The following is a 14,634-nucleotide window of genomic DNA, read 5'->3' on the forward strand; positions in this document are numbered from 1 at the left end:
GCGAAGCGAAGCATCTTCCGCCTCCTGGTGCGGTAGACCCCTCGCTCCGCTCGGGGTGACAAACACCGGGAAACTTAGTGCACAGACCACTAATAGAGTGTTGCATGGAAATCACGAGGTCCCGGCCCTCCCGAAGCGATCGGGTAGCGTCGGGCCTATCGGCCTCCAGCGGTAGAGACCGCCTGCCCGGTGAACTGCCCGACGAGCCGCCTGAGGGCGACTGGCTCGGCAGCGAAGGTGGCTGGCTCGCGCAAGTCAACCACGGTGCGCGAGTCGATTGCATAACGCAGTACGTTGTCGCTGTCAACATTACGGGCGAAGCTGGCGATTTCCAACATCTGCGAGCGGCTGAGATCAGTCGTGACATAGCCGCGCAGGGCGCGGGTGTAGTCATCGAGGCTGGTAAGCTGTTGCAGGAGCCCACGCTCGCGAATACGTTCAAAAATGGCCATCAACACCAGTTGCTGGCGCTGGTTGCGACCGAAGTCGCTGTCAGCGTGGCGTGTTCGGGCATAGATCAGGGCGCGTTTACCGTCGAACACCTGGCGCCCTGGCCGGAAGCGCACCTCAATCGTCCTGTAATCTTCGGTAGGGTAGGCCGGATCGTAGATCGCTTCGGGCACGTCCACGGTAATGCCGCCGAGCTGGTCAATGAGAGTTTCAAAGCCCTGGAAGTTGATTAACACGAAGTTGTCAACTCTGACATCGAGCAGCCGGCTGACGGTGGCCTTGACCAGACTGGCTCCGCCGCCGGGTCCGAACCGGGCCTCGCCGCGAGCATAGGCCGCATTGATGCGGCCCTCGCCGCCGGTGGGGTAGGTCACCCAGAGGTCACGAGGGATGGAGAGCATACTGACGCGCCCGCTATCGCGTTCGATGCGCACGAGCACGAGCGCGTCGGTGCGAGGCGGGGTGGTGTCGCCTGGCCGGGCGTCGGCGCCGAGGAGCAGGATGTTCAGCGTCTCCTGGCTGAGTTGCAGGGCGTTGTCGGCGGCTTCTGTGGAAACGGCAGATCCCGGAAGGTTCGTTTGTGCCGGCCCCGAGGCGAGCCGGCCAGTGTCGCCGGCCCCGGCATCGCGAGGGGATGCCTGAGATTCCAGCGGATTGACCGGCGTATCAGGGAAGGCGATGGCAGCAGGGGTGACGATCATGGAATCGATGTCTGCGAGAGCCTGTCGCCATTCCAGGGCGAGACGCAGCATCGTGGCTGTCACTATCAGGCTGATAAGCAGAAGGGCGCTAAACACGAGGCGCCGGGGTAATAGGGGCATACCTCCTGATCTCCACACCAAGGTTACAGGCATTGGCCCTACTATACCACAGAATAGTTACGGAGCAGTGTGGGGGGGCAACCCGGAGGGTTGCCCCCAGCTACGTTCCCAGCAGCCCCACGTCGCCGGTAGTGATCACGTGCGTGGTCCCCGTACCATCGCGCACATGCAGGGCGCCGGTCTCGTCAACGTCTTCAGCGCGACCGGTTATCAGGCCGCTGGGGGTTTCGACGCGCACTTCCCGGCCGAGGGTGAGCAGGCGGGCGCGCCAGGCTGCGAAGAGCGCGCTCGCGGCGCCGGCGCCAAGACGAGTGTACCAGTGATCAAGGCGACGCAGGAAGGCCCGCAGCAACTCCAGGCGCGCCACCGGCGCGCCAGCGGCGGCAGCGATGCTCGTAGCGGGGTAGCGCGACGCTTCGGGCGGCGGCGCGGCGCTCACGTTGACGCCGCAGCCGATAATCGCCCAATCGAGGCCCTGGGCGCCCAGACTGACTTCAAGCAAGATGCCGGCGGTTTTGCCCCAGCCGAGTTGCACCTTCGGGGCATCCTGGTTGTCGCCCGGAGGCGCCGGTGTTGTCACCGCGGCGCCGATGGGCAGCAGCACATCGTTGGGCCATTTAAGGGCCGGGCGGAGGGTGGTGACGGTCTCAATGGCCTCACAGAGGGCCACGGCGACCATCCACACCAGGCTGACGACCCGTTCGGGGGCCAGCCAGGAAGGGCGCAGCGCCAGCGAGGTCAGCAAGGCAGTGCCGGGGGGGGCGTCCCAGCGACGACCCAGGCGCCCGCGGCCGCTGGTCTGCACTTCGGCAATGATAAGGGCTGGCCCCAGGTCTTCAGGATTCAGGCGCAGCCATTCGCGCGCCAGGTCCATGGTGGAGCCGACTGTGTCGTAGCAGTGGACGCTGCTCGGCAGGGTCACAGTTCCCAGATCGCGCAGGATCAATTCTGGTGTGAGACGATCCATCGCCGTTCCTCCACAGTGTTGCCCCTGCGCGCAACCCGAAGGGTTACGCTGCCGTCCGTTCCAGAAACGGAGGTTCAGAAGACCTCAACCGCGAGGGCCACGGCTTCGCCGCCGCCGAGACAGAGAGAGGCGATGCCCCGCCGACCGCCGCGCTGGCGCAGCGCGTGGATCAGCGTGACCAGCACACGGGCGCCGCTGGCCCCGATCGGATGCCCGAGGGCGATGGCTCCGCCGTTGACATTGACCCGATCCACGTCCAGGTGTGCGGTGCGGATATTGGCTACTACCTGGGCCGCGAAGGCCTCGTTCAATTCAAACAGATCGTAATCATCTACGGTGGTGCCAGCGCGATCCATCAGACGCTGGATGGCCAGTGGGGGGGCGGTGAAGACCTCGCGTGGGGGGACGGCGGCCTGAGCGGCGTGTTCCACGCGGGCCAGGGGTGTCAGGCCCAGACGGGCGGCGCGGGCGCCGCTCATCAGCACCAGCGCCGCTGCGCCGTCGGTAATGCCAGGGGCGTTGCCCGCGGTGACGGTGCCGTTCTCTGCGAAGGCGGGGCGCAGCCGCGCCAGGGCCTGCAGTGAGGTGTCCCGCCGCGGGCATTCGTCGGTGTCTACGGTAAGCGTCTGGCCTTTGGCGTCGGGTACGGTGACGGGGACGATCTCATCGGCGAAACGTCCGCCGTCAATGGCGGCGATGGCCCGTTCGTGTGACTGGAGGGCGAAGGTGTCCTGCTGCTCGCGGGTGACCTTGAAGCTGCGGGCGATCCATTCGGCGGCATTGCCCATATGCTGATGTTCAAAGGCGCACCACAGGCCGTCGTGGACCATGGCGTCAATCAGTTCACCGTTGCCGAGACGATAGCCGTGGCGGGCGCCAGGCAGCAGGTAGGGGGTGTTGCTCATATGTTCCATACCGCCCGCCACGATCACCTCGGCCTCGCCTGCGCGGATCAACGCTGCGCCAAGCATGATCGCCTTGAGGCCGCTGCCGCAGACCTTGTTGACGGCGAAGGCGCTCACGCTGTCGGGCAGGCCGCCCTTGATCGCCGCCTGGCGCGCCGGCGCCTGGCCCAGCCCCGCGCTCACGACGTTGCCCATGATGCACTCGTCCACGCTGGCGGGGTCAATTCCCGCCCGGCTCACGGCCGCGCGCACCGCTGCGGCCCCCAGATCGGTCGCGCTGAGACTGGCGTATGCGCCATTAAACTTGCCAATCGGCGTGCGAGCCGCACCGACGATCACCACCTCTTCCATGCTGTCCTCCTTGACGGCCTGGCGCCTGTTAACCGGCTGTCTGCGGCGCGCAACCTGGAAGGTTGCCGTTCGCCGTTCAAGAACGTGCAAGATACAGCGCACAGTGATACCATTATACTTCGCTCTGCGCGGAACGATGCATCGCTAGCCCCTGCGGGTTGCGGGGTTCGCACTGGCAACGCCGGAGGAATATGCTATAGTAGACTGAGGGCCGCGAATCGGCCCGTCTATCGTGTATCGAGAGTGCCGGATGGTCTACAAGGAGGTAGCCATGCTTGTCGGCGAGCGGATGTCGCGCCCAATCATTACGGTTACACCGCAGACGACGGTGAACGATGCTCTGCACCTGATGCGCACCGAGCGCATCCGGCGCGCGCCGGTAGTCTCCCACGGCAAACTGGTGGGGATCGTTTCAATGAAGGATCTCCTCAATGCCTCGCCCTCGCAGGCGACGACCCTGAGCGTCTGGGAGTTGAACTACTTGCTCAGCAAGCTCACTGTCGAACAGATAATGACCCGTGAGGTTGTGACGATCACGGAAGACACGCCTATTGAGGAAGCAGCGCGGATCATGGTTGATCGGCGCGTCGGCGGGTTGCCGGTGATGCGCGGCGGTGAAGTGGTAGGGATCATCACTGAGACCGATCTCTTCAAGATTTTTCTTGAGTTAATGGGCGCGCGCGATGTCGGGGTGCGCTGTGAGGTGCGCGTGCTCGACGAGCCGGGCCAGCTTGCCCGCCTGACCCAGACTCTTGCCGGCGCCGGAGGCAATATCATCGCCCTTGGCACCTTCGCTGGCGATAGCCCCGGTCATAGCACCGTTACGTTCAAGGTCTCCGGTCTGACGCCCGACGAGGTGCGGGGGTTGATTACTCCAGTGGTTGAGCGGGTAGTGGACATTCGGGTGACGCATCCATAGCCGGTTGGCGAGGCGGCCTGCTTTCCCCACCCGTCCGGGTAGTCTGGCAACACGGGTTTCTGATATTTACCGCAGAGGGCGCGGAGGGTTGCAAACTCGATTCATTCTGGCCGCGTATCTGCCGTTGAAGCGGGTCAGAGCGTCGTTCACGGCATTGGTGACGGTCAGTATTGAGCCGAGTCTTGTCGCTTCGCCTACGCCTTTCACCCCCAGGGGTTGCGTGGCGTAGGCGTTTCGATCTCCGGGATGGCTTCGCTCGTTCGGTGTTCGTCCCGTCGTTGTGAGAAAAGCCGGGTTCCGATACCTCGGCGCGGAGGGTGGCGCCGTCTCCAACCCTCCGTAACTGCGGTAGAATGCGCTGGTGATACGGCGCCAGCAGCGTGTGTGGCGCGGGTTGCACCTGGCTACAGGTGAGAGCGATGTGTATGTCATACCAGCAAGAACTTCTGGGAAAGATTGCGGCGCGCAGCGCAGTCGTGGGTGTCATTGGAATGGGGTATGTCGGGATGCCGCTGGCGGTGCGGGCTGGCGCCCAGGGTTTCCGCGTCCTGGGCTTCGACGTGAACGCCGAACGGGTGGCTCAGATTAACGCCGGACAGAGCTATGTGGGCGACGTACCCGGGGCGGCCCTGGCCGATCTGCGGGCCAGCGGTCGCCTTGAGGCCACCACCGAGGTGGAGCGCATGGCCGCCTGCGATCTGCTGATCATCTGCGTGCCGACGCCGCTCAGCCAGACGCGCGACCCGGATCTGCGCCACGTCGAAAACGCCGCTGCGGCAATTGCCCGCAGCCTGCGCCCGGGCCAGCTCATTGTGCTCGAAAGCACCACCTATCCCGGCACGACCCGCGAAGTGGTGCAGCCGCGGCTCGACGCGCGGGGCCTTCGGGTGGGCCAGGACTACTTTCTGGCCTTCTCGCCCGAACGAATTGACCCGGGGCAGACCAGCAGCAAGGGTTATAGTGTCGAGAATACTCCCAGGGTGGTCGGCGGCGTCACGCCAGCCTGCACCGAACTGGCAGGGGCCTTCTATAGCCATATCACTAGTAAGGTGGTGCTGGTCTCGTCGCCAGATGCGGCAGAAATGACCAAACTCTTCGAGAATATCTTTCGGGCGGTGAACATCGCGCTGGTGAACGAACTGGCCCTGCTCTGCGACCGCATGGGTCTCGATGTCTGGGAAGTGGTTGAGGCCGCGGCCACCAAGCCCTACGGCTTTATGAAGTTTATGCCAGGACCGGGACTGGGTGGTCACTGCATTCCGATTGATCCCTACTATCTCACCTGGAAGGCCCGCGCCTACGACATGAACACGCGCTTCGTCGAACTGGCCGGCGAGATCAATACCCAGATGCCGCGCCACGTGCGCGATCTGATTGCGCGCGCGCTTAACCGCCAGCGCAAACCGCTTAACGGCTCGGTGGTAGTGCTGCTGGGGGTCGCCTACAAACCGGATGTGGACGACTACCGGGAGTCGCCAGCGCTCAAGATTATGGATCTGCTGGTTGCCGAGGGAGCGGTGGTGATCACCTGCGATCCCCACGTGCGGCGCTTCGAGACCCACGACGGGCGGCACTACGAGACCACGCCCCTTACGGACGAGATGCTGCGGTGCTGCGACTGCGCGGCGATTATCACCGCCCACAGCGCCTTTCCCTACCAGCAGATCGTTGAACTGGCGCCGGTGGTGGTGGATACGCGCAATGCCACCGCGCGCCTGCCGGCGGAGTTGCGGGCCCGGGTGGTGCGGTTATGAACCGATGCGCTTTTGTTGCCCTGGATGCAGCGGGGGCGGGTTCCGAACCCGCCCCTGCTTATTGTTATGCAGAGAGTGGCAGGGGCGAAGGCACAGCTCTCCCCGGTCCTCCTTCCAGGCGGGGAAGCGATCAGGGAGAGAAATACCCTCTCAAATCCTTCGATGTTCATCTCGGCTCCGGTACCGGGCGTTTGCTATGATGAGAACGCAGCCACATGTATGGGTTGCCCGGCAGCCATCTACCGACGAGGAGCCGTTATGCGCGTTGTACGTCTTGCAGTGGTTGGATTGCTCGCTCTCCTCATCGCCTGCACCGGCTCGGGTTCGACGACGGGCGGCGACGGCGCGCCAGCGAACGCTATTCGCATTTCCATCGCCTACAGTCCGGAGAAGGAAAAGTGGCTCACCGAGCAGATCTCGCGCTTCAATCAGCAACGGGTGCTGATCGAAGGCCGCCCGGTCTTCGTGGAAGGCATTAACAAGTCCTCAGGCGTCGCCCGCACCGAGATCAAGAACGGCACGCTGAACGTTACCGTCTGGAGCCCCTCCGCTTCCACCTGGCTCGAGGTGCTGAAACAGGAGAGCGGCAACCCGAATATCGCCGTGTCCAGCAAGCCCCTGGTGCTTACGCCGGTGGTGATTGGGATGTGGCGGCCCATGGCCGAGGCCATGGGCTGGCCCAACCAGCCGATTGGCTGGTCGGATATGCTGGCGCTGATTGAAGATCCGCAGGGGTGGGGCAAGTTCGGACACCCCGAATGGGGCAGGTTCTCCTGGGGGCATACCGACCCGGAGGTCAGCACCACAGCCCTGAGCACGCTGATCGCCGAGTTCTATGCCGCCAGCGGCAAGCAGCGCGGTCTCACCGTCGCCGATGTGCAGAGTTCCGAGGCCCAGCAATTCATTCGCGACCTGGGCCAGGGGATCAAGCATTATGGCTATAACACGCTGATCTTCTCTTCGAACATGAAGAAGTTCGGGATGTCGTACATCTCGGCCTTTCCGATGGAGGAGATCACCCTGATTGACTTCAACAAGTTCGATCCGCCGCCCACGCCGCTGGTGGCGATCTATCCCCGCGAGGGCACCTTCTGGCACGACAATCCCTTCATCATTCTCAGCAGCGCCAGCGATGTGGAACGGCAGGCCGCCACGGCCTTCTACGACTTTCTGCTGACCTCCGAGGCCCAGCAGGCGGCGATGAGCTATGGCTTCCGCCCGGCGAATGTCAACGTGCCCCTGACTGACCCGATCAGCCCGGCCTATGGCGTGGATCCCCAGGGGGTGCAGACGGTTCTCGAGCTTCCCAGCGCCGAGGTGATCGTGGCCGTTAAGAACGCCTGGGCGCTCAACCGCAAACGGGCGGATATCATGCTGGTGGTTGACACCTCGGGTTCGATGCAGGGCGACAAGCTGACCATGGTTCAGGCCGGCCTGGAAACCTTTCTGATGCGTATTTTGCCCGAGGATCGGCTTGGTTTGATCACGTTCGACTCGAGCGCCCGCGTGGTCGTGCCGATGGCCGCGCTGAGCGAGAATCGCATCCCGCTGCAACAGGCCATCGGCGAGATGCGCGCCCGGGGCAAGACGGCGGTGTTCGACGCGCTCGAACTTGCCCGCGCGGAACTGGAGGCGCTGCCGCCAGCGGAAGATGATCGCATCCGGGCGATTGTGTTGCTTTCCGATGGCGCGGATAATGCCAGCACGATCAGCATCGAGGATCTGCGCCAGCGCTTCGATGAGACGGACATCAGTATCTTCCCTGTAGCCTATGGCGCCGATGCCGATGTGACCATTCTCGAACAGATCGCCGATTTCTCGCGCACGATCGTCGTCAAGGGTGATACCGGAGATATCGCTCAGATCTTCGAGAACCTCAGCCGCTACTTTTAGTGGTCTGTAACCTGCGTTCTTTGCTCAACCCGCCCCCTCCCTGACCCCCCTCGCCGTTGGAGGGCGTCTGGCGTCTCCCTCCAACGGGGGGGAGGCTGGGGGGGGCGGAAACGCAAGGTAGAGTTAATTCACATTTGGCATTATTTTCAACGCACCATTGAAGGTGCTGCCGGTTGCCGAAGGTTCTCCAGGGCCAGCGTCCGCGACCCCAGGGGTTCAAGGCGCACACCGCCATCTTCGGGGTAGAAGGCCAGCACGGCGCGTTCAAGGTACTGCACGACGCGAGGTTGGCCGTCGGCGGCGATGGCGCTGAATTCCTCTGACAGTGGCAACCCGAACACCTCCAGCCCGCCCCCGCGTTCCCAGAAGTCCAGAAAGGCGCCCTGCAGCGTATGTCCGGTCTCAGGGAAACGCCGGCCCGCAACGTCGCCGGCAGGCTCGGCCAGGGCCTCGGCGCCGCCGTAGGCCAGGTCGCGCAGCGCGGCAACCCCGAGGGGTTCGGGTTGCACATAGTAGGGCGTGTCGCGCAGATCCTCCCGGAGGGCGATACTGGCGTTGCGGAAGGTCTGGCGCAGGCCGTCAGCCATGGCGCGGGCCGGTTCGAGGGGCGGGCCGAAACGTTCCTCGGCGCCCAGGGCGCGCCAGTAGCGGTAGATCGGCGCGGGCACGCGCAGCCCGACCACAAGCCCATCTTCGGGCAGGGGCAGCAGGGTCTCGGCGTCTGCCAGAACGGCCTGGAGACCGGCGAGATTCTGGGCGAACTCGGTCTGGTCGCCGGAGATCAGTTCGGGAACGATGGCCGCGATGCCAAGGCTGCTGGCCCAGTCGTGCATGCCGCCGGTAATGGTGTAGTTGGGCCAGAAGCGGCTGTAGGCGTAGCCCGCGCCGCTGGCGTAGCGTTCGGCCATGGCAATCGAAGGGGCGTGCTCGCAACTTGCCGGGAAGACCAGCCCGGCGTTGGAATGCAGGAAGATGGCCCCGGCAGCGTCCCAGAGGAAGGAGCGCAACAGACGCACCTCGGGCTGTGAGTCAGGATAGGGGCCGCCGGTGTCGGAGATCATCCCGTAGGCGCCCTGCACCGTCACGCGCCAGTCGTTGTCGGGGCAGGCGTCCAGATTAGTGTTCATGTTGCGGTTCAGGTCAACGCCCGCGGCGTCGAAGCGCCAGCCGAGGGCCAGGCCGTCGGGGTTGATCGAGGGGATGAAGGCGAGGCGCACGCCTGCCGGGACCAGGGCGGGATTGGCGTGGAAGTGGGCGATTAGTTCGAGGGTCAGGCGGTAGGTGTTGGCCTCAGGGGCGCCGTGGGTGTTGCCGACAACGACCAGTTTGCGCGGGCCGGCGCCGAACTGCACGACCTCGATAGGGCGGCCCTGGGCGGAGTAGCCGAGCACGAAGCTGCGCGCATCGCTGGCCGCCGCGCGCGGGAGCGCGGCAGGCGAACCGGCGGCCAGCGCCAGCAAGGTGGCGAGGAGGCAGAGCAGGCAGGGCTTCATAGGCGGCAGGGGCGTGGGGAAAGCCAGGCGCCCCATGTTACGCCAATTCCTAATACGACAATCCAAAATCCAAAATCTAAAATCCAAAATAGTATCATCTCGTGGCGCGGAGTTTGGCCTCGATAAAATGGCGTTGTTCCAGGCGAATGGCGCTGGCGATACGGCTGATCATCGCGCTGGCCTCGCTCGAAATCGCGCCCTGGTCGGCGGCGGCAACGGCAAACAGCGCATCGAGGAAGCGGATACGCTCCTCGACGCTGGTGCCGTCAGCGAAGGCATTGGTGAGGACAAACGGGTCCAGGTGCTCCTTACTCTCGACGATGGCCGCCTCGGCGACCAGCACCGCCCGGTCGCGGCTGATGCCCCAGCCCTGCTGCAGAGCGGATATGATGCGCTCGCGCTCCTCCTCAGTGACCTGGTCATCAAGATGGGCCAGGCTGGCGAGAATGCCGCCGGCGAGGGCCAGGGCGCGCGCCTCGCCAGCAGGGATGCCCAGATCTTCTTCGGGGGCCTTGCCCAGGCGCACGCGCACGGCGTAGTATACCCGGTTGTTGAGAAACTCGTCCAGGTACTGCTCGCGGTTGGGGCCGGCGGGCTGAAGACCGAGGGCGCGGCGCACGAACCCGCCCAGAGTCGCGAGCGGCCCCGGGTCGGCCCGTTCTAGAGCGGCGCTGATCTCGGCGGCCACCTGGCGTTCGGCCTCGTGCCGCACGCGATCGGCGGCAAAGAGTCGGTCAAGGGCCTGCAGCGCCAACTCCCGGTCGCGCGAGCCGCGCATCAGCGCAGCCAGTTCGGCGACCAGCCGCTGGCGTTCTTCGGCTTCTACTGGCGAGTAGAGATAAATATCGAGTTCGGCCCAGTCCTGCATGGTCAGGGCCATCTCGCCGCTGCCTACCGTCTGGCCCATTTCGGCGAGGAGGTTCTTCAGGCTGTTCACTTCGTCGTGGGCGAGATGGCCATCGGCCCAGGCAGCAGCGATGACGACCTTGGCCAGGGCCATGGCGAGGAGATGTTTGGGCATGGGGGCCTGTTCCTCCGGTGGTGATTTTGGATTTTGGATTTTGGATTGCCGTACAGGGTGTGGTGCTTTCGTCTGGGGAGGCGCGAGGAAGGGTTATCTCTTCCCGCGCCTCACGGGTTCCGCTCGCGGCGTGGGGGCGCTGTGGCGCAGCCAGGACGTGTCTGCTGGCCGCGCCTCAGGCTGTGCGCATCGAGGCGGCGGCGCGCAGGTTCAGCTCCTCGATGCTCTGCTCGCGCATACGGAACTTCTGCACCTTGCCGGTGACGGTCATCGGAAAGCTGTCCACAAACTTGATGTAGCGGGGGATCTTGAAGTGGGCGATCCGCCCGCGGCAGAACTCGCGGATCTCCTCCTCGTCGGCGGTTTCGCCCGGCTTGAGCTTGATCCAGGCCATGATCTCCTCGCCGTAGCGTTCATCAGGCACGCCGATCACCTGCACGTCGCTGATCTTGGGATGGGTGTAGAGGAACTCTTCGATCTCGCGGGGATAGACATTTTCTCCGCCGCGGATGATCATATCCTTGATCCGCCCGACGATGTTGATGTAGCCCTCCTCATCCATCACTGCCAGATCGCCGGTGTGCATCCAGCCTGCGGCGTCAATCGCCTTGCGCGTGGCTTCCTCGTTGTTCCAGTAGCCAAGCATCACCGAATAGCCCCGTGTGCACAGCTCGCCGGTCTGGCCGCGGGGCAGCACCCTGCCGGTAACCGGGTCAATGATCTTGATCTCGACATGAGGATGCACCTGGCCGACCGTGCCAACCTGCTTCTCCAACGGCGCGCCGATGCGGGTCTGGGTGCTGACCGGGCTGGTCTCGGTCATGCCGTAGCAGATCTCCACTTCGCGCATGTTCATCAGCGAATGGACCTTGCGCATCACCTCGACCGGGCAGGGCGCGCCGGCCATCACCCCGGTGCGCAGGCTGCTGAGGTCGAAGCGGCTGAACTCAGGATGGTCGAGTTCGGCGATGAACATGGTTGGCACGCCGAAGAGGGCGGTGGCGCGCTCCTCCTGCACGGCCTGGAGCACAGCCAGGGGATCGAAGCCCTCGGAGGGGTAGATGATCGTCGCGCCGTGGGTGATGCAGCCGAGGTTGCCCATCACCATGCCGAAGCAGTGGTACAGCGGCACGGGGATCACCAGGCGATCCTTGTCGGTGAAGCGCATCAGTCGAGCGACGAAGTAGCCATTGTTGAGGATGTTGTGATGGCTGAGCGTCGCGCCTTTGGGATAGCCGGTCGTGCCGGAGGTGTACTGGATGTTGATCGGGTCGTCGAACTGCTGTTCGGCCTGGCGCGCGGCAAGGTCGGCGGGGCTGACCTGTTCGGCGACGGCGAGCACGTCGTTCCAGGTGAACATACCGGGGGCCGGTTCGTCGCCAAGGCGGACGACGGTACGCAGCTCGGGCAGGCGCGCCGCTGCCAGGCGCCCCGGTTGGGCCTGCCGCAACTCGGGCAGCAGCTCGTAGAGCATCGCGCTGTAGTCGGCGCCGCGGAACTGGGGGGCGAAGACCAGGGCGCTACAGCCAGACTGGTGCAGGGCATACTCGAGTTCGTGGAGGCGGTAGGCCGGGTTGATATTGACCAGGATGGCGCCGATCTTGCTGGTGGCAAGCTGGGTGATGAGCCATTCGGCGCGGTTGGGCGCCCAGATGCCCACCCGCTCGCCCCTGGCGATCCCCAGGGCCATCAGCCCGCGGGCGCAGCGATCCACTTCGGTCTTCAGATCGGCGTAGGTGTAGCACAGGCCCTGCTGGCGCACCACAAGGGCCTCGTTGTCGGGGAAGCGGGCGACAATGGCGTCGAAACAATCGCCGATGGTGATGCCCAGCAGGGGCACGTCGCTCGTTCCGCTCACGTAGCTCCAGCGCGTAGTCTCCATACTGACGCTCCTCCGCGTGGCTTCTTCGCCACGGATATGGGTGCGATGCGATGTGGGTGCAGGTAGTGTACCGCATCTCGGAGGGTTATGCCAGTGTGTTGAGGCATGAGCGGGGGGCGGAGCAATACCAGGCTCGCGTAGACGCTTGCGAATTGAAGGGCGGCGCGACGGCTTCACAGGCGCTTCCGCCGAGACTCGTTCCGCGAGCGTCCGCACGAACCTGGTATACGTCCTCACCCTTCCCCGCCTCGCTGCGCTCGGCGCCCCCTCCTTCTCCAGCCGGAGTGGAGAGGGAGGGGCCGGGGGAGGGTGAGGATCACGGGTCACAAAAGGAAAAGCGATGTTCCTGGGAGGACCGCGTCCTCCCAGATCCTCCCGCGAGCCCGGAGACGCGGGGCAACCCGGTTGCCCCGCGTCTCCAGGCCCTATGCATGATCCTCGTGTTCGGGGGGCAGCAGGGCGTCCCACCAGATTTTGCCGGAGCGTTTCTGCTGGAAATCCACGTGGATATGTTTGGGTTCGGTGTATTCGAGCATGCCCGCCACGCCCATCTCGCGCCCGATGCCGCTCTCCTTGAAGCCGCCAAAGGGCGCGTAGGGGTTGAGCATGTGGTGGTCATTGATCCAGATAGTGCCGGCGCGCAGGCGCCTGGCGACCTCGATGGCCTGCTGCACGTCGCGCGACCAGACCGAGGCGGCCAGGCCGTACATCGTATCGTTGGCCATGGTAATAGCGTCGCCGATCTCATCATAGCGAATCACGGCCAGCACGGGGCCGAAGATCTCCTCCTGGGCCAGGCGCGAGCGGTTGTCCACGTGGGTAAAGATGGTCGGTTCGAGGTACGGCCCCTTTTCGAACAGCTCGCCAACGGGTCGCCCGCCGCCGATGGCCAGGCGTGCGCCCTCTTCGCGTCCGATGCGGATGTAATTTTCCACCCGTTCGCGGTGGGCAAAGCTGATCAGCGGTCCAATGTCGGTATCGAGTTCCAGTGGATCGCCGATGCGCAACTGGCGCGTGCGGGCGACCATGCGCTCGACCACCTCGTCGTACATTGAACTGTGGACAAAGCAGCGCGTGCCGGCCTCGCAGAGCTGCCCGGCGTGGTAAAACATGGCGAACAGCGCGCCGTCAATCGCCTTGTCGAGGTCGGCGTCGGGGAGCAGGATGGTTGGCGACTTGCCGCCCAGTTCGAGGGTGACCTTCTTGATATGCGGCGCGGCGAGGGCCATAATGCGCCGGCCCACCTCGGTGGAGCCGGTAAAGGCGACTTTGTCAACTTTCGGATGCGCCACCAGGTAATCGCCGATGCTGCCGCCGGGGCCGGTGATCATGTTGAGCGTGCCGCGGGGCAGCAGGCCGGTCTCGTCAATCATACGGACCAGCTCGATGGAAGTGAGCGGAGCCTGGGTTGCCGGTTTGAACACCACGGTGTTGCCGGTGGCCAGGGCCGGGCCGAGCTTCCACACGGCCATGCAGAAGGGGTAGTTCCAGGGGATAATCTGCGCGCAGACGCCGAAGGGATCGCGCCAGACAAAGCTCCAGGTGAGAGTGGGGAAGTCGTTCCAGGGCAGCGGCTCGTAGGGCGAGCGCCGGGCCAGTTCGGCGAAGACGCGCATCATGTGCAGGCCGAGGGGGATGTCGTTGTAGGTGGTCTTGCGGATGGGCACGCCGACGTCGCGGCTCTCCAGCTCGGCCAGTTCAAAAGCGCGCTCTTCCATCACATCGGCGATCTTGTGCAGGATGCGGGCGCGCTCGAAGTGGGGGGTGTGCGGCCAGGGGCCGTTGTCGAAGGCATTGCGCGCTGCTGCCACGGCCCGATCCACATCCGCGGTGCTGGCGCTGGCGACCCGGGCGATCAGCCGGCCCGTGGCCGGCTCGGTCACATCGAAGGTCGCGCCGCCCTCCGCGTCGCACCACTCGCCATTGATGAACAACTGGTGGTACGGAACATCGGTCTCATGGGTCTCAAGCGCCATCGCTTTGCTCCTTTGGCGATCCGTGTTATGGGCAGGAAATGCTGCTATGCGTTATCATAACACGCTGCGTCAAGAGGATGCAAGCGCCAGACTCTGTCGCCCAGGGTTGATGCACAGTCCGCCTCAGACGGGGGATTGGGGCGGCGTAGCCGTCCGATACGGTCATTTTGGGTTGGTTTTGGCGGCTACGCCCCGAAGAGTT

General features: G+C 64.6%; 10 protein-coding genes. 3 read left to right on the plus strand and 7 right to left on the minus strand.

Annotated elements, in window-relative coordinates:
- Window positions 1–155: 155 nt before the first annotated feature.
- The 3 genes from NZU74_13605 to NZU74_13615 all read right to left on the minus strand — a co-directional run bounded on the left by NZU74_13605 (window position 156) and on the right by NZU74_13615 (window position 3,494).
- Entirely contained in the window at window positions 156–1,271 is a 1,116-nt protein-coding gene (locus NZU74_13605; protein MCS6882363.1) for an LCP family protein, read from the minus strand.
- Between the two features lie 100 nt (window positions 1,272–1,371).
- Window positions 1,372–2,238, minus strand: a complete 867-nt coding sequence (locus tag NZU74_13610) for a biotin--[acetyl-CoA-carboxylase] ligase (protein ID MCS6882364.1) — start codon at window positions 2,236–2,238, stop codon at window positions 1,372–1,374.
- A 74-nt stretch (window positions 2,239–2,312) separates the two neighbouring features.
- Window positions 2,313–3,494, minus strand: a complete 1,182-nt coding sequence (locus NZU74_13615) for an acetyl-CoA C-acetyltransferase (GenBank protein MCS6882365.1) — start codon at window positions 3,492–3,494, stop codon at window positions 2,313–2,315.
- 271 nt (window positions 3,495–3,765) lie between these two features.
- Here NZU74_13615 and NZU74_13620 point away from each other — a divergent pair, with 271 nt between their 5' ends.
- From NZU74_13620 to NZU74_13630, 3 genes are all read left to right on the plus strand, one after another.
- Window positions 3,766–4,413: a CBS and ACT domain-containing protein gene (locus NZU74_13620; GenBank protein MCS6882366.1), complete on the plus strand. Its 648-nt coding sequence runs from the start codon at window positions 3,766–3,768 to the stop codon at window positions 4,411–4,413.
- Window positions 4,414–4,838: 425 nt separating this feature from the next.
- On the plus strand, window positions 4,839–6,167 hold the full coding sequence (locus tag NZU74_13625) for a nucleotide sugar dehydrogenase (GenBank protein MCS6882367.1): 1,329 nt from the start codon (window positions 4,839–4,841) through the stop codon (window positions 6,165–6,167).
- Window positions 6,168–6,425: 258 nt separating this feature from the next.
- Entirely contained in the window at window positions 6,426–8,060 is a 1,635-nt protein-coding gene (locus tag NZU74_13630) for a VWA domain-containing protein (protein MCS6882368.1), read from the plus strand.
- Between the two features lie 146 nt (window positions 8,061–8,206).
- Here the strand turns inward: NZU74_13630 and NZU74_13635 are convergent, their stop codons facing one another.
- The 4 genes from NZU74_13635 to NZU74_13650 all read right to left on the minus strand — a co-directional run bounded on the left by NZU74_13635 (window position 8,207) and on the right by NZU74_13650 (window position 14,432).
- The gene (locus NZU74_13635; GenBank protein ID MCS6882369.1) at window positions 8,207–9,589 is read right to left on the minus strand and encodes a M14 family metallopeptidase; all 1,383 of its coding nucleotides are present in this window, start codon (window positions 9,587–9,589) and stop codon (window positions 8,207–8,209) included.
- A gap of 58 nt (window positions 9,590–9,647) precedes the next feature.
- Entirely contained in the window at window positions 9,648–10,574 is a 927-nt protein-coding gene (locus tag NZU74_13640; GenBank protein ID MCS6882370.1) for a TerB family tellurite resistance protein, read from the minus strand.
- Between the two features lie 175 nt (window positions 10,575–10,749).
- Entirely contained in the window at window positions 10,750–12,456 is a 1,707-nt protein-coding gene (locus NZU74_13645) for an AMP-binding protein (protein MCS6882371.1), read from the minus strand.
- A gap of 425 nt (window positions 12,457–12,881) precedes the next feature.
- Window positions 12,882–14,432 (minus strand): aldehyde dehydrogenase family protein, encoded by a 1,551-nt coding sequence (locus NZU74_13650; protein MCS6882372.1) that lies wholly within the window; start codon window positions 14,430–14,432, stop codon window positions 12,882–12,884.
- Window positions 14,433–14,634: the final 202 nt, after the last annotated feature.

The sequence above is a fragment of the Chloroflexaceae bacterium genome (genome assembly GCA_025057155.1).
In the GTDB taxonomy this organism is placed as follows: domain Bacteria; phylum Chloroflexota; class Chloroflexia; order Chloroflexales; family Chloroflexaceae; genus JACAEO01.